This is a genomic window from Sphingobium sp. C100 (assembly GCF_000508185.1).
GTDB lineage: Bacteria > Pseudomonadota > Alphaproteobacteria > Sphingomonadales > Sphingomonadaceae > Sphingobium.
In genome coordinates, this window is the sequence record NZ_AYOY01000159.1 from 17,874 (window position 1) to 35,457 (window position 17,584).

A 17,584-nucleotide genomic window follows, 5' to 3' on the forward strand; every position below is an offset into this window, starting at 1 on the left:
CCGGCGGGGCGTTGCCGTTTCAGGACATGCGCATGGGCAGGCTCAAGGCGATCGGCTCGCGCGTCGGATCGATGCCTTCGAAGGTGAAGGCCGCGCCCAAGGGTGTCGAGCGGTTCTACTCTTCGGCCGCGTGGCGCGACCTGGTGCGGGACCGTAAGCGGGACGCTGACTATGCGTTGGCGCGGCAGCGGGCCAAGCCGGGTGAGCGAATGATCCTCGACCACAAGGTCGAGCGCAAGGATGGCGGCGCGGACCTTGATCCCGCCAACACCGAATGGCTCACCTTCAGCGAGCACCAGGCGAAGACCGCGAAGGCGCGGGCGGCGCGGGCGCGGGGCGAGACATGGGGCAAGGGTCGATGACCGGCGCGCCCTCTCGCTACTCTATCGAAGACCGCGACTACGACCCTGCGCTTGGCTGCCGTCTACACATCGAGCTGAACGGGATCAGGCAGGATAAAGTCATTGCCTATGATGCCGAAGCGGGCTGGGTGGACAGACACGAGGTCGATGCTGCGGGCCTTCCAGTCATCGACCGGACCCGCGAGACGATCTCGGTCGAGCGGGTGACCGGCCTCGTGGCCGTGACGCTGCTGCCGGAGGGGGGCGGGTCAAAAGTCTAGGACGGTGGTCGCCCCTGCACCGCTGGTCCTCCCACGTAGGGATTTTTTATGTCGGATTGGGATTTTGACCTGTTGGGAGACCCAATCCCGGAGGGGCATGGGCGTCGTGGGCGGCCGCCACACATGCCAACGGATGAAAATAGACGTAAAGTCATGCTGTTAGCAGCGTTCGACAAGAACGAAGAGCAGATTGCGGCTGCCCTTTCGATCACACCGCCGACTTTGCGGAAACATTATTTTCGGGAGCTGCGCGCGCGGCTTGAAGCGCGCCACCGGCTGGAGGGCAAGCTGCTGGCCGCGCTGGCCAAGGAGGTGGATGCCGGCAACGTGTCGGCGATGGACAAGCTGTTCAAACGGCTCGACCGTCAAGACCTTGCGACCGGCGCCACATCGCAGCCAACGCGCCAGGCAAAGCCGCCCAAGAAGGGGAAAAAGGAAGCAGCCGTCGAGGCGGCGCACACGGCTCATGAGGGCAGCCCATGGGGCAACCTGCTGCGGCACTGACATGGAATTTCGCCTGCCCAGATTGGGCAGAGCGATTGAAGGCGGGACGATCGCTGCTGCCGCCCCTGCCACTCAACGACAATGAGGCCGATCGCGCCGTTGCGATCTTCAACAACCTGCGGTTGCCGGACGTGCCTGGACAGCCGCTGATGGAGGACGCGGCCGGGGAATGGGGCCGCGACATCGTGCGGGCGATCTTCGGTTCCATGGTCGATGGCGAGCGCCAGGTGCGCGAGGTCATGGCCTTGGTTCCGAAAAAGAACGCGAAGACGACAAACGGCGCGGCGATCGGCGTGACGGCGCTGCTGATGAACGAACGGCCGCGCGCCGAATTTGTGCTGGTCGGGCCAACGCAAGAGATTGCCGACACTGCGTTTCAGCAAGCGTCGGGCATGATCGATGCCGACCCGTATCTTAAACAGCGCTTCCACGTCGCGGATCATCGCAAGGCGATTTACGACCGGGTTCTGAAGGCGACGCTCAAGATCAAGACCTTCGACATGAAGGTTGCGACCGGGTCGAAGCCCGTGATGGTGCTGATCGACGAGCTGCACCTGATGGGCTCCATCAGCTACGCTGCTCGCGTGATCGGACAGCTGCGCGGCGGGATGATCGCGAATCCCGAGGCGTTCCTGGTCATCATCACGACGCAGAGCGATGAAGCTCCAGCCGGCGTATTCAAGACGGAGCTGGACTACGCAAGAGGCGTGCGGGACGGGCGCATAGCCAATGCCCGGATGCTTCCGCTGCTCTATGAGTTTCCGGAGGCGATGCAGACCGACCCGGCGAAGCCGTGGCAGGATCCGCGTCATTGGTACATGGTGCTGCCGAACCTGGGCCGGTCCATCACAGTCGCGCGGCTGATCGAAGAATATCAAGCTGCTGTCGACAAGGGGCCAGAAGAAGAGAGGCGCTGGGCGTCCCAGCATCTCAACATCCAGATCGGGCTGGCGCTCCATACGGATCGCTGGCGGGGCGCGGATTATTGGGAGGAGGCGGCCGACCCGAGGCTGCGCGATCTCGATTATCTGCTCGACCAGTGCGAGGTCGCCGTGGTCGGTGTCGACGGCGGCGGGCTGGACGATCTTTATGGGCTATGTGTCGCTGGCCGCGAGAAAGGGACCAAGCGGTGGCTCTACTGGTTCCGGGGTTGGGTCTATCGCGAGGTGCTCGATCTGCGTCATGAAATCGCGCCGCGCCTTCTGGATTTCGAACGCGACCAGGATCTTGTCATCATCGGCCACAATGGCGGTCCGCCGCTGGACGATGATGACGACGCGGAGGCGCCGCCCACAGAGCTTCTGGGCGATGAGCAGGACGTGCGGGAGATCGTCGACATCATCGGCCGCGTAAAGGATCGCGGCCTTTTGCCCGACAAAGGCGCGATCGGGCTCGACCCGGAAGGCGTTGGGGCATTGGTCGATGCGCTGGCCGAGATCGGACTGGTGCATCCCCAGGTTGTCGGCGTGACACAGGGATACCGGCTTGCGTCGGCTGTGTGGTCGCTGGAGCGGAAACTGAAACATCGCATGGCCGCCCATTCGGGCGCGCCGCTCATTAACTGGTGCGTCGGAAACGCCAAGGCCGAACAGAGAGGCAATGCTGTGATCATCACGAAGCAGGCCGCCGGCAAGGCGAAGATCGACCCGTTCATGGCCGGTCTGAACGCTACCAAGCTGCTGGAGGCAAACCCGGAGGCTAAGCCGCCATCGGTCTACCAGCGGCGCGGCGTGCTTCGCGTCGGCATGGCCCGTTAACCCGCATGTCGCCCGACGACTATCGCGCCGCGTCCGGCTTTCGCCGTTCCAGTGCGCAAAAAGGTGCCCCGCAGGTCATTCGGCCGCATGTCCACGCACTAACTGCCATGGATTTTGATAGTCCGGTGCTGCGCGAGTTTCTGCGCGACGGTCGCGTGAGCGCATCGGGTGTATCTGTTTCGGAGAAAATGGCGCTGCGCAACAGCACCTTTTTCCGCGCGCTGAACGTCATCGCCGGATCCATCGGCATGTTGCCGACGCATCTGATGCGTCGGCAGACTGTGAATGGCGAAGAGAGAATTGAGAAGGCGAAGGACCACCCGCTTTACCGCGTGCTGCACAAGCGGCCGAACCAATATCAGACGGCCTTCGAGTTCAAAAGCTACATGCAGTCGCTCGCCCTGCTTGACGGTAATGCCTATGCCCTGATCATCCGGGGCCTTGGCGGCAAGGTTGTACAGCTGGTGCCCCTGAAGCGCAGAACGGTTACGCCGAAGCTGTCCGACGACTGGCGGCTAACATTCGAATATCGCCGCCCAACCGGTGGCACCGCGATCTTAAGCAGTGCTGACGTGTTCCATTTCCGCCATCCCATCAGCCGTGACGGGCTGATCGGCATGGATTTGATCGATGTCGCCTGCAACGCCATCGGTATTGCGAGCCAAGCCGAGAAAGCCGCTGGAAAGCTGCTGGGTAGCGGCGTGATGGCTGGCGGCGCGCTGGAAACCGACAAGACCCTTGGCGATGAAGCGGTGGCGCGGCTGCAGGAAAGCCTGCGCGAAGATCATTCTGGTGCCGAAAATGCCGGCGAATGGATGGTGTTGGAGGAAGGGCTAAAGGCCAAGCCGTTCGTCACATCGGCGAAAGACGCACAATATGACGAACTGCGCAAGCGTCAGGCAGAAGAGGTTTCGCGCGTAACCGGCGTTCCCCGTCCACTACTCATGTTCGATGAGACCAGCTGGGGCAGCGGTATCGAGCAGTTGGGGCTATTCTTCGTTACCTACTGCCTGATGCCGTGGTTCGTCGCATGGGAGCAGGCGATCGAGCGTTCCTGTCTGACGCCAACCGAGCAGGATGCCGATGAACTTTACGTCAAGTTCAATGAGGGCGCACTGCTGCGGGGGTCGTTGAAAGATCAGGCGGAATTTTTCGCCAAGGCACTGGGTCAGGGCAATGCCTACCGGACGCCAAATGAAGTTCGCGGCGCATTTGACCTTAATCCGCGGTCGGATGGCAACGACCTGCCGAAGCAAAGCGCCAAGCCAGCAACGCAACCGAAGGAAAGCGATGATGACTGATCGTGCGCCGGCACCGGCGAAGCCCGAAGCCGTCAAGACCATCGGCACGCGCCCTGCACCGGGGGCGAAGCCCACGCAACCTGCCCCCGGCAAGCCCGCCGCTGTGATTGGCGGGATTCAGTCGCGCACACGGCCCGGGGCTCTTCCCATACCGGCAAGCCGCGATGTCAGCGCTTTCGCACCCGCCTCGGTATTGGACCGCTGGAACGCAGACGCTGCAGGCATCCGGCCAGTGGCATTGGAACTTGGCGACAATGTCATCACCATGTTCGACATCATCGGCGAGGATTGGTGGACCGGGGGCGGGGTAACAGCAAAGAAGGTTGCGGCCCAGCTGCGTGCCATTGGCGATCGGCCTGTCGAGGTGCAGATCAACAGTCCCGGCGGCGACATGTTCGAGGGGCTGGCCATCTACAATGTTCTGCGCGAGCATCCGCAGGACGTTACCGTAAAGGTGATGGGCATGGCCGCTTCTGCCGCGTCAATCATCGCCATGGCGGGCGACACAGTGCAAATCGGCGCCGCATCGTTCCTGATGATCCATAACTGCTGGGTCTATGCTGCTGGCAATCGGAACGACATGCTGGAAGTGGCCGAATATCTCGCCCCCTTCGACCAGGCCATGGCCGATGTCTATGCACAGCGTAGCGGTCAAAAAGTCGCTGATTGCATCAAATGGATGGATGCCGAAACCTATATGTCCGGTTCGGTGGCCATCGATCGGGGATTTGCCGACGCGCTGCTGCCGGCGGATCAGACGAAGGTCGATGAGAAAGCCAAGGCATCAGACCGTGACGGTAACGATGTGCGCGCCACGGAAATGGCGCTGATTTCCAGCGGCCTGACGCGAACGCAGGCGCGCGCCCGCATCAAGAATATCAAGGGCACGTCCGGCGCTGCCCAAGACCCCGCCGACACGCCTGGCGCTGGCGGCAACGACGACGAGTGGATGGCTGCGGCGCAGTCCCTGCTCAACGATCTTCGCACCTAAAACCAGGAGTTCCTATGAAGTACCACCCCAAGATCGCCCTTATGGCGATGGCGACCCTACTTGCCCACCCGTTCCGCGCGCTCACCGCCGCTGCTGAACCGACATTGGACCTGACGCCCCCGACGCTGCCTGTAGTGCCGCGCGCGCTGATCGGCACGACCGTGCGCGCGGAGGCAACCGGCGATCCCAAGGCGATGATCGCTGCGCTGCAGACGGCGCACAACGAGTTCAAGGCGACGATCGAGGCAAATCTCGGGGCGAAGGCCGACGACACTGTGGTCAACGACAAGCTCGGCAAGATCAACGAAACCCTGAATTCGCTCGAAACCTCTCTCAATGATCATGCGGCCAAGCTGGCAGCTGCCAACCTGGGCGGCACCAGTCAGCCGGCATTGGCCGATCCCGAATATTCGGGCCTATTTGCCTCCTATGTGCGCGAAGGCGGGCGGGAAGAGGAAGAAAAGCTAAAGGCGGCGCACCGCCCTGGTACGCCGCGCGCCGCGATGAGCGAGGGCAGCAACACCGACGGCGGTTACACGACGCCGATCGAGTGGGATCGTACCATCACCGGACGGTTGAAGCTGATTTCGCCGATCCGCCAGGAAGCCACCGTGCAGTCGATCAGCACCGCCGGCTTTACGAAGCTGTTCACCGATCGGGCGGTCGGGAGCGGATGGGTTGGTGAAACGGCATCGCGACCGGCCACCAGTACGCCGCAGTTTACTTCCCTCGCGTTCGGCCTGGGCGAGATCTATGCCAATGCCGCCGCGTCGCAGCAGCTGCTCGACGACAGCGAGATTGACATCGAAGCATGGCTGACGGGTGAAATCGAAACCGAGTTCGCCCGTCAGGAGGGGATTGCCCATCTTTCGGGCGATGGCTCCAACAAGCCGTTCGGTATCCTGACCTATGTCACAGGCGGCGCGAATGCTGCTCGCCACCCGTGGGGCGACATCAAGGTCATGAACAGTGGCCATGCGACGCTGTTCACGACCGATGGACTGGTGTCGGCGGTTTATGCATTGCCTGCGATGTATGAGCCGAACGCCAAGTTCTTCCTCAACCGGTCGTCGCTGGGCGCGATCCGCAAGCTGAAGGATGGCCAAGGCAACTATATCTGGCAGCCGACCTATGTGGCGGGCCAGCCTTCCACCCTGCTGGGCCGCCCTGTGGTGGATGTGCCCGATATGTCCAATGTCGCCGCCGACGCCGTCGCGGCTCTGTTTGGCGATATGCGGGAGACCTATCTGGTGATCGATCGGATCGGCGTGCGCATCCTGCGCGACCCTTACACCAACAAGCCCTATGTCTGCTTCTACGTCACCAAGCGGACCGGTGGCGGCGTCCAGAACCCCGATTCGATGAAGGCGATCAAGATCGCCGCCTGACCTTCCATCTCCGGGCCGGCGGCATGTCGGCCCGGTTGATCGAAGCGACGCTGCGGCGCCGTTTCGGTCAACTTCAGGAGAATTATCATGACCGTCAAGAAGACCGAGGCGGAAAAGCCCGCCGATGCTCCCGCCAAGATCGATCCGGCGACCACCGTCGACGCCGCCGGTGCGCCCCAGCAGATCGTCCCGGATGTCGATCTGTCGCATCCCGCAGTCGATGACAACCCACGCGCCGGCACGATCAGCGAACAGAATAAGATCGATTTCAACGATCCCACGCTGAGCGGTCAGGAAGCGGTCGAGAAAAACCTCGCCGACCAGGCCGAATAAGAAAGCGCTGGCGATGGCGGAGCCAATCACCTTGGATCAGGCCAAGGCGCAGCTGCGCGTCGACGGCGACGATGACAATGAGGTGATTGCATCAGCCATCGTCGCTGCGCGTGGATGGGTGGAGCGTTATACCGGGTTGATCCTGACGCGGCGGCAGGTGCGCGAGACCATACCGCAGTTCGGTCACAGGCTTCGCGCTTGGCCGGTCATCTCGGTCGATGGTGTAACTTTCCTTGATCATGCCCGCGCGTCGCAGTCTCTATCCGTAGGCAGCTTCGTGCCGGATCTGATGGGGCGGCCTGCCCGGCTGTTGGCGGACAGGTGGCCGCGTCAGGCGGCAGGCAGCAAGATTGAAGTCTTGATGACAGCCGGCTTCGAAGATGCGGATGCAATCAACGATTATGCGCCGCCGATCATGCAGGCGATCCGCCAACTGGTGGCCAGTTTCTACCATGACCGCGAGACAGGTGGCATTGCCGGGGACGCGGAAGAAGCGGCGAAAGATTTGTGCCGAAGCTATCGAAACTGGGCTGTCTGATGGCTGCGAAAAGCCTGAAAGCGGGGCGGCGCGACAAGCGGATCGCTTTCAAGGCCAAACGCGCCGGTGTGGACGGGCGTGGTCATTCGACCCTGGATGAGACGTGGGAGTTGTTGGGCAGAGCCTGGGCGGCGGTCTATTTCGGGTCGGGCGAGGAACAGCGCACGGCCGCGCAGGACAGTGGCGTGCAGCGCGCGTCATTCGAGGTTCTGGCGAACAGCGTCACCAGGGCGTTGAGCGTCGGCAATCGCCTCTATTATCCGATCCGCGATGCCGATCCGGAGAAATGGCCGGCGTGGGACATTCGGGGCATCGCGCCGCTCGGCAGTAATGAGGGCTTTCGCATCACGGCGGAAACGGTCGCGCGGTGAAGTTCGTCGGCGCTGGCGCGATGGACCGCAAGCTGGTGGCTATTCGTGAGGCGGTGTCGCCGGCGGCGCGGGAACGATCCCTGATGGCAGGGGCGGTCATCGTCCAGGCAGAAGCCAAGAGGCTGGTGCCGGTGATGACCGGCACGCTGCGCGACAGCATCATCATCAGTTTCGACGGTGGGCTGAATTTCGCGAGCGTGACGCAGCGCCGCTATTTCTCGACAGTCTATATCGGCCCGTCAAAGCGAGAAGGGTTCTACGGCCATATGGTCGAGCTGGGCACGTCGCATTCGGCGGCGCACCCGTTCATGCGGCCAGCGCTGGACAATAGCCGGGAAGAAGTTCGGCGCGCCATGGGTCATTCCCTCTGGGCGGACATCAGGAAGGCGGCGTGACGATGGATATCGAAGATGCGGTGCGGCTGCGGCTGATCGAAGCCGAGCCCGTATCGGAGCGTCTGGCCGACTATGAGACCAGCAAGGCGGTTTTCTGGGTATTGCGCGCGCAGGGATCGGCGATGCCCGCCATCGTCCTGACCTGGGTGCCCAGTCAGCTGGCCGAACATATGAAGGGCCTGCAGGCGCTGCAATTCCAGCGGTTGCAGGTGGACACCTATGCGTTGTCCGTCATCGCCGCGCAGCAGTTGCGGGACGCGGCGATTGCCTGCCTGCGGCCGCGCTACCGCGACCATGGCTATTATTTCCGACCGGCGTCGGTCTATGGGCCGCGCGACCTGAGCGAGTCCACGCCGAACGGTCCGATTTACCGCACTTCGACGGATCTGATGATCCGATTTTCACCGGCCTGAAGGAGGCTCCTGACATGAGTGACGTTGAAACCGGTCATCTGACCGAATTCTGGCTGTGGGATTACACCCTCGGCACGCCGGCCTTGGTTGAATTGAACGAACTGACCGAGGTTCCGCTGCCCGAGGGCACGGCCGACCTGGTCGAAACCAGCCATATGAAGACCATCGGCTACAAGAGCTTCATCAATGCGCCGCTGAAGGATGGCGAGGAAGCCGATCTGGTGATGAACTATATCCCCGGATCGCCTTCCGACATCCTGTGCCGGAAGGCGAAGAATGACGGCCTCCCACATGCTTTCAAGATCGTGCTGGTCAATGGCGAAGGCACGTGGGAAATCGAGGGCGAGGTGCTGGTCCGCAATTATATGCGCTCCAACCCGATGCTGGACCGTCGCACGGCCACTTTGCGCGTGAAGTGGGTCAGTGAAGAGACGGAGGCGGCCGGTGCCTAATCCCTTGCGCGGCGAGGCGTCGTTCAAGGCCGGCGCCGCCAGCTTCACGCTGGTGTTCGACATCAACGTCTTTTGCGAGTTGGAAGACGAGACTGGCCTGGATCTGCCGGCGTTGATCGATCATATCCAGGACAAACCCAGCATGAAGCTGTTGCGGTCCATCTTCTGCGCCGGATTGCAAAATCATCATCCAAAGACGAGCCTAGCGGAAGCGGGTGAAATCATGTCGGATGCCGGCATGGACGGCGTGAAAGACGCACTGTCGCGGGCGCTGAAAGCGGCCATGCCGAGCAAGGCGGAAATCGCGGACGACGGCCAGAGTGCGGAGGGAAAGGCGCCGAAGCGGCGAAAAGCTGGGACTGGATGAAGCTGCTGACGCTGTGGGTGCAGTCGGGGCGTGACCCCGACGCATTCTGGCGTCAGACACCCCGCATGCTGGCGGCAACACTGGCGGGCTATCGCGCTGCCCGTAAATTCGATCAGGACCTGGTGACGCATCAGGCGCGGCTGACGGCGGTGCTGCACCGCTACCCGCGCAACAAGCTGCTGCCGACGCTCGACGAACTGACCAAGCCGGCGAAGCCAAATGGCCGGCAATCCACCAGCGAGATGCTGGCGGCGTTTCAGGACATGCAGGCGGCGGGCGCGCCGATCAGGATCAGGAAGGTGGCTTAAGGCGAGACCGTTGGTTATTCTGGTTCGACCTTCAGGGAGGACTCGATGCGAATTTTGATATTGGGGTTGGCGGCTGCTTCGATGCCGGTATCAGCAGCTGAGCAATATGATTTGGATTGCGAAGGACAGAAGACGGAGCAGGAGGGCGCCAATCCCACCGCCGAAGCTGTTAACCTATCGATTGATCTTAAGTCGATGCAATATTGCTATCGACCATGTAGCAAAGTGTTGCCAATCGATGAAGTTTTTGCAGACCGGATTATCCTGCGATCTTACAACCACATAGAACGTGGCGTGATTATCAGCTTCCATGCGCAAGTAAATCGAAAGACAGGCGAGTACAGCTATATCGTGGATCAGAGAGCGCCTTCATTTAAGAAGAGTGTGACTGTGGCGCTGTGCAGCCTTAAGCCGTTTTCAGGATTTCCAGCGGTTAAGTTTTGATACTGTTCCTGACTAACCGCCGGATCGCTTCGGGCCGTGAGGGATGGTCGGATTGATCCGCAATCCATCTGTCGAGTTGAGCGAGGTCTTCAGGCTGGAAGCGAACGCCAATCATTTGACCGATGCCAGTTCGCGGGCGGGTCATCCGTCCCGTCGATCCAAAATGACCTATCGCGTCGGGCTGCGGCTGCTGCCGGTCTGACGCGATAATTCATCAGTATATCGAGTTTGCGAGGCTGCTGGAGTGATCCTGCGGCCCTTTTGAGGTGCAGCTTAGATGAGCGACGATCTTCCCATCGGCGGAATGCACGGTGAACTAAGCCTCGACGTTCGCGGCTGGTTTGACGGGTTCGAGGATGCGCGCGAAGCGCTCGCGGATTTCGCCAAGGAAGTCATGTCGCAGTTCAAGGAACTGGAGGGGTCTATCCGCAACGTTGCGCTGGGCCTCAGCGCGGCGGTCAGCGTGCCGTTCGCCGGCATGACGGTCATCGCCAAGCGCGGTGCGGGCGCGTTCGAAAAGTCGATGAACAACGTCCATGCGGCACTGCGCGGGATCGACCCCGCGCAACTGGAGGCGTTGAGCGAGGCGGCGCAAAAAATGGGGCCGCAAGTTGGCCGCAGCGCGAAAGAGGCGGCCGACGGCATCGAAACGCTGGCGCTGGCGGGAATGTCAGCGCGCGACATATTGGACGGTGGCCTGGCGCAGACGCTACGTCTTGCCGCCGCCAATGCGGCCGATCTGGGGCAGTCCGCCGCAGTGGTTACCGATGTGATGGCGCAGTTCGGGAAATCGGCGGGCGACCTAGAACCTGTGGTCAACCAGATTACCGGCGCGCTCGACGCGTCAAAGCTGGGCTTCAATGATTTCAAGGATGCGATCGCGCAGGGCGGCGGCGTCGCCGGCGCCGCCGGGGTGAGTTTCGAGGATTTCAATACGGCGCTGGCGGGCACTGCGGCGTTGTTTGGCAGCGGTTCGGATGCCGGGACAAGCTTCAAGACCTTCATCACGACCCTGACGCCCAAGTCGAAAGAGGCGGCCGAGATCATGAAGCGGCTGGGGCTCGACTTTTATGATGCGACCGGAAAGATGAAGGATCTGGCCGATATTTCAGAAATGCTTCGCGAAAAGCTGGGCAATCTGTCCGACCGGTCGCGCACCAAGGTATTGACCGAAATATTCGGGGCGGACGCCATGCGAACGGCGATCGGGTTGATGCGACTGGGCGGGCGGGCATTCGAAGATCTGCAAAAGACGATCGGAGAGACCGATGCGGGTGAAAAGCTCGCGATCCAGCTTCAGGGGGTCGAGGAGTCGGCCGGCAGGCTGTCCGACGCATTTGACCAGTTGAAGATCGCGCTGGGCGAAACTGGGATATTGGCCGCGTTCACCGCCGTGCAGGATGCGCTGACGTCAGTGGTGCGTGGGCTGGCAGAGATGCCCCTGTGGTTGCGTCAGATCGCGGTGGCGACATGGGCTGTGGCGGCGGCCGCCGGACCGATGGTCCTTGCCTTGATGGGCATAGCCAAGGTCGTGGTGCCGCTCATATTGCTGCGGGGTGGCTTCGGCGTGTTTGGAACTATTCTGGCAGGCCTGATCAATCCGATCGGCACGCTTGTCGCCTTGCTCGGCAGGCTCGCCATAGCACTGTCAGGCGTCAGCGTTGCGCTGCGCGCCGTGGGATTGACGATGACGGCTTGGGCCGGATGGATCGGGTTGGCAGTGACGGCCATCGCGCTGCTGGTGCTTTGGCTCAATCGGAAGGTGGAGGCGAATGCGGCTGCCCGCCAAGCAGCCGAGCGGGCCACCGCAGCCTATGAAAAGCAGCAAGCTGCGACATTGCAACTGGTCTCGGCAACAGGCGCGGCGCGAAATGCGCTCATCGACAAGATGAAGGCTGACCGCGCCGCAGAGTTGCAAGCGATGGCGACGGCGAGGGCCGAAGTCATCGCGGCCCGGGCGACGCTGGAACGCGCCAAGGCTAATTTGTCGAAGGCCAAATCAGAAGTGAAGATGACGGCGCGTGGCGATGTCATCAGTCCCAAGGTTGCTCCGGCGATCAAAGAGGCCAACCAGGCGGAGGCGGATCTGCTTTCGCGCGCCAAGGCGCTCGAAACCGTCGCAAAGACGGTGGAAGGATATACCCGCTCCATCAACACGCCTGAATTCGGCACGGCCGATCTGAATTTCGAAGATGCGGATGCGGGCAAGAAGACCAAGACATCGGGCCTGTCGGCGCAGGACTTGGCCAACCGTCGCGAACAGATGCGGCTGGAGCAACAAATGGCGGTCGCGCGTGGGCGTGACGACAAGGATGAAATTCGCCGCATCCAGGACAAGATGGACCTGTTCCAGCGTCAGCGCGATTATGAGGATGTCGGGCTGGCTGTATCCGCTGCCCGTCTGGCCGCCGAAAAGGATATCGCCGAGGTCAAGGCGGCCGAAGCTGAATATGATGCACGCGAAGTCGCGCGGGCCGAGAATGCTCTGGATCAGCAACTGGCCGAAATCCGGGGCGACGAGGCTATGGTGCGGATCGCGGCGGACAAGGCCTATCTGGAGGAGCGGACGACGTTCTGGCAGGGTAAGGGCCTGGCTCTGCTAGAGGCGCAGAAGCGGGCGGCTGAAGACCTGGTGCAGGTGGACATCGCCCGCGCAGATGCAGCCGCGAAGATGGCGCGGGCGCAGGCTCTGGACCGCGAGGCGGAACTGTCCCGCCTGCGCGGCGACACAGATGCGCAGCAACGCGCGGCATCGCGCGCGGCGGAGCTGTCGCGGCGAACCGAGCAATATTATCGCGATGGCGAAGGCAAGGTAAGCGAAGATGATGCCCGCGATCGTGCATCGCGCGAGCTGGATGCAGAAGAAATGGCGCGGCAGCAAGGGCAATGGCGCGACACGTTTCGGGGCGGCCTTCGCGCTGCGTTGGACGGGGATCTGGGCGGCTTCGTCAAGAATTGGTGGAAGGATTATGTCGCCAAGGGGATGGAAGAGGCGCTGAACAGCCTGTCGGACATGCTGTTCAACCTGTTTCGCCAGGCGCTGGGCCAAGGGGGCTCGACGGGTGGAGGCGGCGTTCTGGGCTCCATCGTCAGCGGCATCGGGTCCATCTTCGGAGGGGGCAATCCGCTGGCCGGATCGATATCGACGGCGAACGCCAATGTCGCCAGCATGGCGTCTGCGCTCGCCATCCCGCGCAACCTGCCGGGATTTTCGACTGGCGGGGCATTTGAGGTGGGTGGCAAGCCGGGGATCGACACCAATCTGGTGCAATTCTGGGGAACGGCCGGCGAGACGGTCAATGTGCGGCGCGCCAATGACAATGGCGGCGATGCACGCGGCGGCGACACCCATATCTATATGCAGGGCGTCATGACGAATGAAGAGTTCTGGATGAAAATCCAGAGCATGACGGACGACGCCGAGGAAAAAGGCGCGGCCAAGGGCGCGGCGTCGGTCTTCGACACGAACAAGCGAACCTATGGCCGTGCACTCCAGGCAGAGCGCTGATGGTGAAGATAGCGGAAATGCCGGACATCGGCGCGGAGGGACTGACGTTCCAGCCCCAGCGCGTGGACTATACCGCACCCGAGACGAGCGGTGCGATCGGCGGGGTGCAGGCGGGTTGGCCGCGCTGGCGGTTGACGATGAACCTCACCAATCTGACGTTCGAGGCCGCAGATCGCTGGAACGCCTTCTATCGCAGCCGGCGCGGCGCGATGCGCATGTTTCTGGGCTATGACCTGTCCCGCCCCTTCCCGGCAGCGCATGGCGGCGGCTTCGGGAATATGCTGACCGTGGACGGGCAGCCTTTTTTCGGGTCGGCGGGCAGCTGGTCGCAGTCGATCGATGACGAAGGCAATGCCCTGCTGACGCTGGAGGATGTGCCGTCGGGCCTGCGGCTGGTCTATGGCGACTATGTCGGTTTCAAATGGGACAGTGCCGATGCGGACGCGGGCGACCATGACCGGCGCTTTCTGGTGTCGGTTGTCGCGGGTGGCCAGGCAGATGCCGCGGGCAGCATCACCATATCGGTCGAACCGTCGGTGCATGACGTCGTGCCTGTCGATGCCATCGCCCATCTCGACAGCGCGATGTGCCTGATGAAGTTGATGGACGACACGCGCATGGGGCGCCGGATCATATCGCATGTCGAGTCCGGCGGCATCATCAGCGCCGTGCAGGTCACGTTACCATGATGCAGCGGACCATGAGGGGGCAGCCATGAAGGATTACGGCCCCGAGGCGCTGGCGGCGCTCGCACGCGGCGAAGCGATCGTCACCGGCGCGCTCGCCATCTATTGCGACCCGCCCGTGTTCGTCTGGGGCGGGATCGGCCCGACCGATATTGATGGCGACGTCTATCTGGGCCTGGACGATTCGAGCATCGGCGTGAAGACGGGCGGCTCCATCGGCGCCAGCGAGCAGGCGGTGACGCTGACGCTGTCAGGCGTCGCCCCGGAGGTCGCGATCCTGTTCGACGCCGATGAGGTGAAGGGCGCGCCCGCCAAGCTTTATCGCATGATCTATGACGGCAGCGGCAAGGTGCGGCTGGATTGCCGTGTGTTCAAGCGCGGCCGGATCGACGCGGCGACGACGGACGATGTCGTCGGCGGCACATCGACCATCAGCCTGTCGATAGAGACGGCGGCGCGTGGCCTGGGGCGCAGGGGAAGGCGAATGCGCAGCGATGCCGACCAGCGCACGGTCGATCCCGCAGACGGCTTTTTCAAGCATGTCAGCTATGCGGGCACGAAGATCGTCTATCTGGGCGGCAAGCCCAGTTCGGCGAGCGCCTGATGCGCGATTTCGCTGCCCTGGCGCGCTATCTGGATGCTCGGCGGACCATGCCCTTTGCCTGGGGATCGGCCGCCAATGACTGTGTGAGCTTCTATGTCGGCGCGGTGCGGGCGATGGCGCAGGTGGACCTGATCGGCGCGCGCAGCTGGACGACCGCGCGCGGCGCGGCGCGGGTCATTGCCCGGCTGGGCGGCTTCGAGGCCGCGATCGACGCACATATGCAACGGGTCGCGCCGGCGCTCGCGCGGCGCGGGGATGCGGCGGGCGTCGCCTGCCCAGGCCATGGGATGATGCTGATGCTGGTCGAGGGTGACACGCTGGTCGGGCCGGGGACGCACGGCATCCTGCGACGTCCGCGCGCGGCCATGATCGCCGCATGGACCTTCACGGGCTGAGCGCGGGATATGGCCAAGGTCGTAACCGTGATCACCGGCGCGGTGATGATTGGCGTGGGTATCGCCACCGGCAATCTCGCCCTGATCGCGCAGGGTGTGATGACGATCGGCGCGGTGCTGCTGGTGCCCAGCATGAAGGCGCGCACCGCCAACAAGAATACGATGCAGATCGGCGAGGTCGCGCGCGAAGGTGTGGCCGGCGAAGGCGTGACCGCCGGCAGCCTGGTCGATCTGTTCAACTATGGCGGAAAATACGGGACGGAATGGACGGTCGGCATCTATGCGTTGGCCGACCATAAATGCGACAGCCTGACCGGCTTTTTCGTGTTCGAAAAATATGTGCCCTTCACCGGCAACGGCTTTGTTGCCGGATACAAGGATCAGCTGCGCGTCCATTGGTGCCCCGGCGCTTGGGACGATGAAGTGCCGGACTGGGTGCTGGCAAACTGCCCCGTAGTCGATGGCGCGCCGACGTGGACCGCGAATGATCGCGGCAGGGGTGTGTGCAAGGTCTATGTCGCGTGGAAGGCGGACAAGAGCGACGCGAAGAAGCCGGTCTGGACCAGCGGGTCGCCGCAGGCGTCGTTCCGCTGGCTGATGAAGGGCCTGCTCTGCTATTCGGCGCGGCTTGACGACACGGTCGGCGGTTCCGGTCCGCATCGGTGGGATGACCCGACGACCCGCGAATGGTCGGCCAATCCGATCGATTTCCGCCACACCTGGGTGCGCGGCATCTATGCCGGGGACCGTGTCGATGACCCGGCGATGCTGTTGCTGGGGCGCGGTTTGACCGATGTGGAGGCGCCGCCGGCCAATGTCTTCGCCCCGGCCAATGTCTGCGACGAGCCGGTGGCGCTGAAGGCCGGCGGGACGGAGCCGCGCTATCGCATCGGCGGCGTCTTTGGCGGGGATGACCGGTATATCGATACCGAGGATGATATCGCATCGGCCTGCGGCGGCTGGGTGGTCGAGCGGGAAGGTTCGATCGAGGTCGTTCCCGGCACGGCGCAGCCGGTGCTGTGGGACATCACCGATGACGACCTGGTCGAAGGATCGACCGTCAGCACAAGCGATTTTCGCAGCATGACCGATGAAGAATGGGTCAACACCGTCGCGGCCAAATATATCGAGCCGACCCAGGCCTGGAAGGATCATAGCGCGCCTGTTCGCCGCGACACCGCCGACATATTGGCCGATGGCGAGCCGAAGGTGGGTCAGCCGGCGCTGACGCTCTGCACGTCCGGAACGCAGGCCCAGCGGGTTGCCGAACAGAAGCGGCGAATGGGCCGACTGTGGCGCACGCGCAGCCTGACGCTGCCGCCGCGGCTGGTCGGCGCGGAGCATGGCGACTGGCTGCGCTGGACATCAAGGCGGTTCGGGGTGAAGCCCGCGACGGGTGAGCCGGTGGCGCTGCTCTACCGGATCGAGACGGATGGCCAGGATGTCAGCTGGCAAAACCAGATCAGCCTGCGCGAAGTGGCGGTCGAGGTGTTCGACTGGACCGCCGCGACCGACGAGCTGGACGACGGGTCGGTGGCGATCGCCAATCCGGAACCGGATTTCAGCGACGCGCCCGACGGCGCGGACTGGTCACTGTCGGTTGGCGGGGCGGACGGGGCGCCGACGTTGCGCTTTACCGGCGCGGCCGGGATCGACGCGGTGACGCGGATCTATTTCGATTATGCGGCGGCATCGACCGCCCCCGATGCGGAGGATGACGGCGCATGGATCGCGGCGGGTTCGACCAGCGGCAGCGCGACAGACTATGTCGTCGCCGGGGTTGATCCCAATGCCGACTATTGGGGCGCGGTATCCTATCAGATCGACGCCGAACGTTCCGACCGGCTGGTGCTGGGTCCAGTCACCACCGGCACGGTGACGGCCGGTGAGGCCGGCAACGCAACGCAATTGGGCGGCGCCTATGGCGCCGGCGACATTACGACGATCATCGCCCGGCTGGACTCCGCCGGCATCCCCTGACCGCCACCGACATGACCACAGACATCCGCGCCTGCCCCGCAGTGCGTGAGGAAGGATGATGTATGCCATCCCGTTTCGCCGCCAAGGAAAGCACCGGATATTACGCCACATGGACGCTGGGTGACGCCAATTCATCCGTCGACCTGTCGGGATGGGTCTTCAAGGCCACGTTCGAACGCTACGCCGCCGACCCGGAGGCCTTCACGCTCGATATGGCGGCGGCGCCT

Annotated in this window: 22 protein-coding genes; all 22 read left to right on the forward strand. The window is 63.0% G+C overall.

The window, feature by feature from the left end; all coding sequences use genetic code 11:
* Positions 1–32 precede the first annotated feature (32 nt).
* Positions 33–362, forward strand: coding sequence for an HNH endonuclease signature motif containing protein (locus C100_RS39285; RefSeq protein WP_031309788.1), 330 nt, complete (start codon positions 33–35; stop codon positions 360–362).
* Entirely contained in the window at positions 359–622 is a 264-nt protein-coding gene (locus C100_RS39290) for a hypothetical protein (RefSeq protein ID WP_024020598.1), read from the forward strand. The genes C100_RS39285 and C100_RS39290 overlap by 4 nt, the downstream gene beginning before the upstream one ends.
* 48 nt (positions 623–670) lie before the next feature.
* Positions 671–1,126, forward strand: coding sequence for a hypothetical protein (locus C100_RS39295; protein ID WP_024020599.1), 456 nt, complete (start codon positions 671–673; stop codon positions 1,124–1,126).
* Positions 1,102–2,883: a terminase large subunit gene (locus C100_RS39300; RefSeq protein WP_037530719.1), complete on the forward strand. Its 1,782-nt coding sequence runs from the start codon at positions 1,102–1,104 to the stop codon at positions 2,881–2,883. The genes C100_RS39295 and C100_RS39300 overlap by 25 nt, the downstream gene beginning before the upstream one ends.
* A gap of 5 nt (positions 2,884–2,888) precedes the next feature.
* Positions 2,889–4,184, forward strand: a complete 1,296-nt coding sequence (locus tag C100_RS39305) for a phage portal protein (RefSeq protein WP_200866574.1) — start codon at positions 2,889–2,891, stop codon at positions 4,182–4,184.
* Entirely contained in the window at positions 4,174–5,175 is a 1,002-nt protein-coding gene (locus tag C100_RS39310) for a head maturation protease, ClpP-related (RefSeq protein WP_200866575.1), read from the forward strand. The genes C100_RS39305 and C100_RS39310 overlap by 11 nt, the downstream gene beginning before the upstream one ends.
* A gap of 14 nt (positions 5,176–5,189) precedes the next feature.
* Positions 5,190–6,563, forward strand: coding sequence for a phage major capsid protein (locus C100_RS39315; protein WP_084625425.1), 1,374 nt, complete (start codon positions 5,190–5,192; stop codon positions 6,561–6,563).
* 87 nt (positions 6,564–6,650) lie between these two features.
* Positions 6,651–6,896: a hypothetical protein gene (locus C100_RS39320; RefSeq protein ID WP_024020604.1), complete on the forward strand. Its 246-nt coding sequence runs from the start codon at positions 6,651–6,653 to the stop codon at positions 6,894–6,896.
* A 13-nt stretch (positions 6,897–6,909) separates the two neighbouring features.
* On the forward strand, positions 6,910–7,434 hold the full coding sequence (locus C100_RS39325; RefSeq protein ID WP_024020605.1) for a head-tail connector protein: 525 nt from the start codon (positions 6,910–6,912) through the stop codon (positions 7,432–7,434).
* Entirely contained in the window at positions 7,434–7,805 is a 372-nt protein-coding gene (locus C100_RS0124915; protein WP_024020606.1) for a phage head completion protein, read from the forward strand. The genes C100_RS39325 and C100_RS0124915 overlap by 1 nt, the downstream gene beginning before the upstream one ends.
* A complete protein-coding gene (locus tag C100_RS47585) occupies positions 7,802–8,200 on the forward strand; it encodes an HK97-gp10 family putative phage morphogenesis protein (protein WP_024020607.1) in 399 nt (132 codons plus the stop codon). Before C100_RS0124915 ends, C100_RS47585 begins: the two co-directional genes overlap by 4 nt.
* Positions 8,197–8,613: a hypothetical protein gene (locus C100_RS39330; protein WP_152536486.1), complete on the forward strand. Its 417-nt coding sequence runs from the start codon at positions 8,197–8,199 to the stop codon at positions 8,611–8,613. Before C100_RS47585 ends, C100_RS39330 begins: the two co-directional genes overlap by 4 nt.
* Before the next feature lie 14 nt (positions 8,614–8,627).
* Complete coding sequence (locus C100_RS39335; protein ID WP_024020609.1) at positions 8,628–9,065, forward strand: phage tail tube protein; 438 nt, start codon at positions 8,628–8,630, stop codon at positions 9,063–9,065.
* Positions 9,066–9,069: 4 nt separating this feature from the next.
* The gene (locus C100_RS39340) at positions 9,070–9,432 is read left to right on the forward strand and encodes a hypothetical protein (RefSeq protein ID WP_024020610.1); all 363 of its coding nucleotides are present in this window, start codon (positions 9,070–9,072) and stop codon (positions 9,430–9,432) included.
* Complete coding sequence (locus C100_RS0124925) at positions 9,429–9,740, forward strand: hypothetical protein (RefSeq protein WP_031309797.1); 312 nt, start codon at positions 9,429–9,431, stop codon at positions 9,738–9,740. Before C100_RS39340 ends, C100_RS0124925 begins: the two co-directional genes overlap by 4 nt.
* Positions 9,741–9,785: 45 nt before the next feature.
* A complete protein-coding gene (locus C100_RS48330; protein ID WP_152536487.1) occupies positions 9,786–10,184 on the forward strand; it encodes a hypothetical protein in 399 nt (132 codons plus the stop codon).
* Positions 10,185–10,236: 52 nt separating this feature from the next.
* A complete protein-coding gene (locus tag C100_RS48645) occupies positions 10,237–10,386 on the forward strand; it encodes a hypothetical protein (protein WP_161633925.1) in 150 nt (49 codons plus the stop codon).
* A gap of 75 nt (positions 10,387–10,461) precedes the next feature.
* Positions 10,462–13,692 carry a phage tail tape measure protein gene (locus tag C100_RS39345; protein WP_024020613.1) on the forward strand — a complete coding sequence of 1,077 codons (3,231 nt, stop codon included), beginning with the start codon at positions 10,462–10,464 and terminating at the stop codon, positions 13,690–13,692.
* Positions 13,692–14,381, forward strand: a complete 690-nt coding sequence (locus tag C100_RS39350; RefSeq protein ID WP_024020614.1) for a hypothetical protein — start codon at positions 13,692–13,694, stop codon at positions 14,379–14,381. The genes C100_RS39345 and C100_RS39350 overlap by 1 nt, the downstream gene beginning before the upstream one ends.
* A gap of 25 nt (positions 14,382–14,406) precedes the next feature.
* A complete protein-coding gene (locus tag C100_RS39355) occupies positions 14,407–14,982 on the forward strand; it encodes a hypothetical protein (RefSeq protein WP_024020615.1) in 576 nt (191 codons plus the stop codon).
* Complete coding sequence (locus tag C100_RS0124930) at positions 14,982–15,377, forward strand: DUF6950 family protein (RefSeq protein WP_052028323.1); 396 nt, start codon at positions 14,982–14,984, stop codon at positions 15,375–15,377. The genes C100_RS39355 and C100_RS0124930 overlap by 1 nt, the downstream gene beginning before the upstream one ends.
* Positions 15,378–15,386: 9 nt before the next feature.
* The gene (locus tag C100_RS39360) at positions 15,387–17,357 is read left to right on the forward strand and encodes a phage tail protein (RefSeq protein ID WP_024020616.1); all 1,971 of its coding nucleotides are present in this window, start codon (positions 15,387–15,389) and stop codon (positions 17,355–17,357) included.
* The last annotated feature ends 227 nt before the right edge of the window (positions 17,358–17,584 follow it).

Bases quoted from the DNA above. Each gene is read 5' to 3' on its own strand.
- C100_RS48330 (WP_152536487.1), top strand. From the start codon at position 9,786: ATGCGAATTTTGATATTGGGGTTGGCGGCTGCTTCGATGCCGGTATCA.
- C100_RS39355 (WP_024020615.1), top strand. From the start codon at position 14,407: ATGAAGGATTACGGCCCCGAGGCGCTGGCGGCGCTCGCACGCGGCGAA.
- C100_RS39345 (WP_024020613.1), top strand. From the start codon at position 10,462: ATGAGCGACGATCTTCCCATCGGCGGAATGCACGGTGAACTAAGCCTC.
- C100_RS0124930 (WP_052028323.1), top strand. From the start codon at position 14,982: ATGCGCGATTTCGCTGCCCTGGCGCGCTATCTGGATGCTCGGCGGACC.
- C100_RS39310 (WP_200866575.1), top strand. From the start codon at position 4,174: ATGATGACTGATCGTGCGCCGGCACCGGCGAAGCCCGAAGCCGTCAAG.
- C100_RS39360 (WP_024020616.1), top strand. From the start codon at position 15,387: ATGGCCAAGGTCGTAACCGTGATCACCGGCGCGGTGATGATTGGCGTG.
- C100_RS0124925 (WP_031309797.1), top strand. From the start codon at position 9,429: ATGAAGCTGCTGACGCTGTGGGTGCAGTCGGGGCGTGACCCCGACGCA.
- C100_RS39285 (WP_031309788.1), top strand. From the start codon at position 33: ATGGGCAGGCTCAAGGCGATCGGCTCGCGCGTCGGATCGATGCCTTCG.
- C100_RS39320 (WP_024020604.1), top strand. From the start codon at position 6,651: ATGACCGTCAAGAAGACCGAGGCGGAAAAGCCCGCCGATGCTCCCGCC.
- C100_RS39325 (WP_024020605.1), top strand. From the start codon at position 6,910: ATGGCGGAGCCAATCACCTTGGATCAGGCCAAGGCGCAGCTGCGCGTC.
- C100_RS39305 (WP_200866574.1), top strand. From the start codon at position 2,889: ATGTCGCCCGACGACTATCGCGCCGCGTCCGGCTTTCGCCGTTCCAGT.
- C100_RS39290 (WP_024020598.1), top strand. From the start codon at position 359: ATGACCGGCGCGCCCTCTCGCTACTCTATCGAAGACCGCGACTACGAC.
- C100_RS39315 (WP_084625425.1), top strand. From the start codon at position 5,190: ATGAAGTACCACCCCAAGATCGCCCTTATGGCGATGGCGACCCTACTT.
- C100_RS39295 (WP_024020599.1), top strand. From the start codon at position 671: ATGTCGGATTGGGATTTTGACCTGTTGGGAGACCCAATCCCGGAGGGG.
- C100_RS39335 (WP_024020609.1), top strand. From the start codon at position 8,628: ATGAGTGACGTTGAAACCGGTCATCTGACCGAATTCTGGCTGTGGGAT.
- C100_RS39350 (WP_024020614.1), top strand. From the start codon at position 13,692: ATGGTGAAGATAGCGGAAATGCCGGACATCGGCGCGGAGGGACTGACG.
- C100_RS39300 (WP_037530719.1), top strand. From the start codon at position 1,102: ATGGGGCAACCTGCTGCGGCACTGACATGGAATTTCGCCTGCCCAGAT.
- C100_RS0124915 (WP_024020606.1), top strand. From the start codon at position 7,434: ATGGCTGCGAAAAGCCTGAAAGCGGGGCGGCGCGACAAGCGGATCGCT.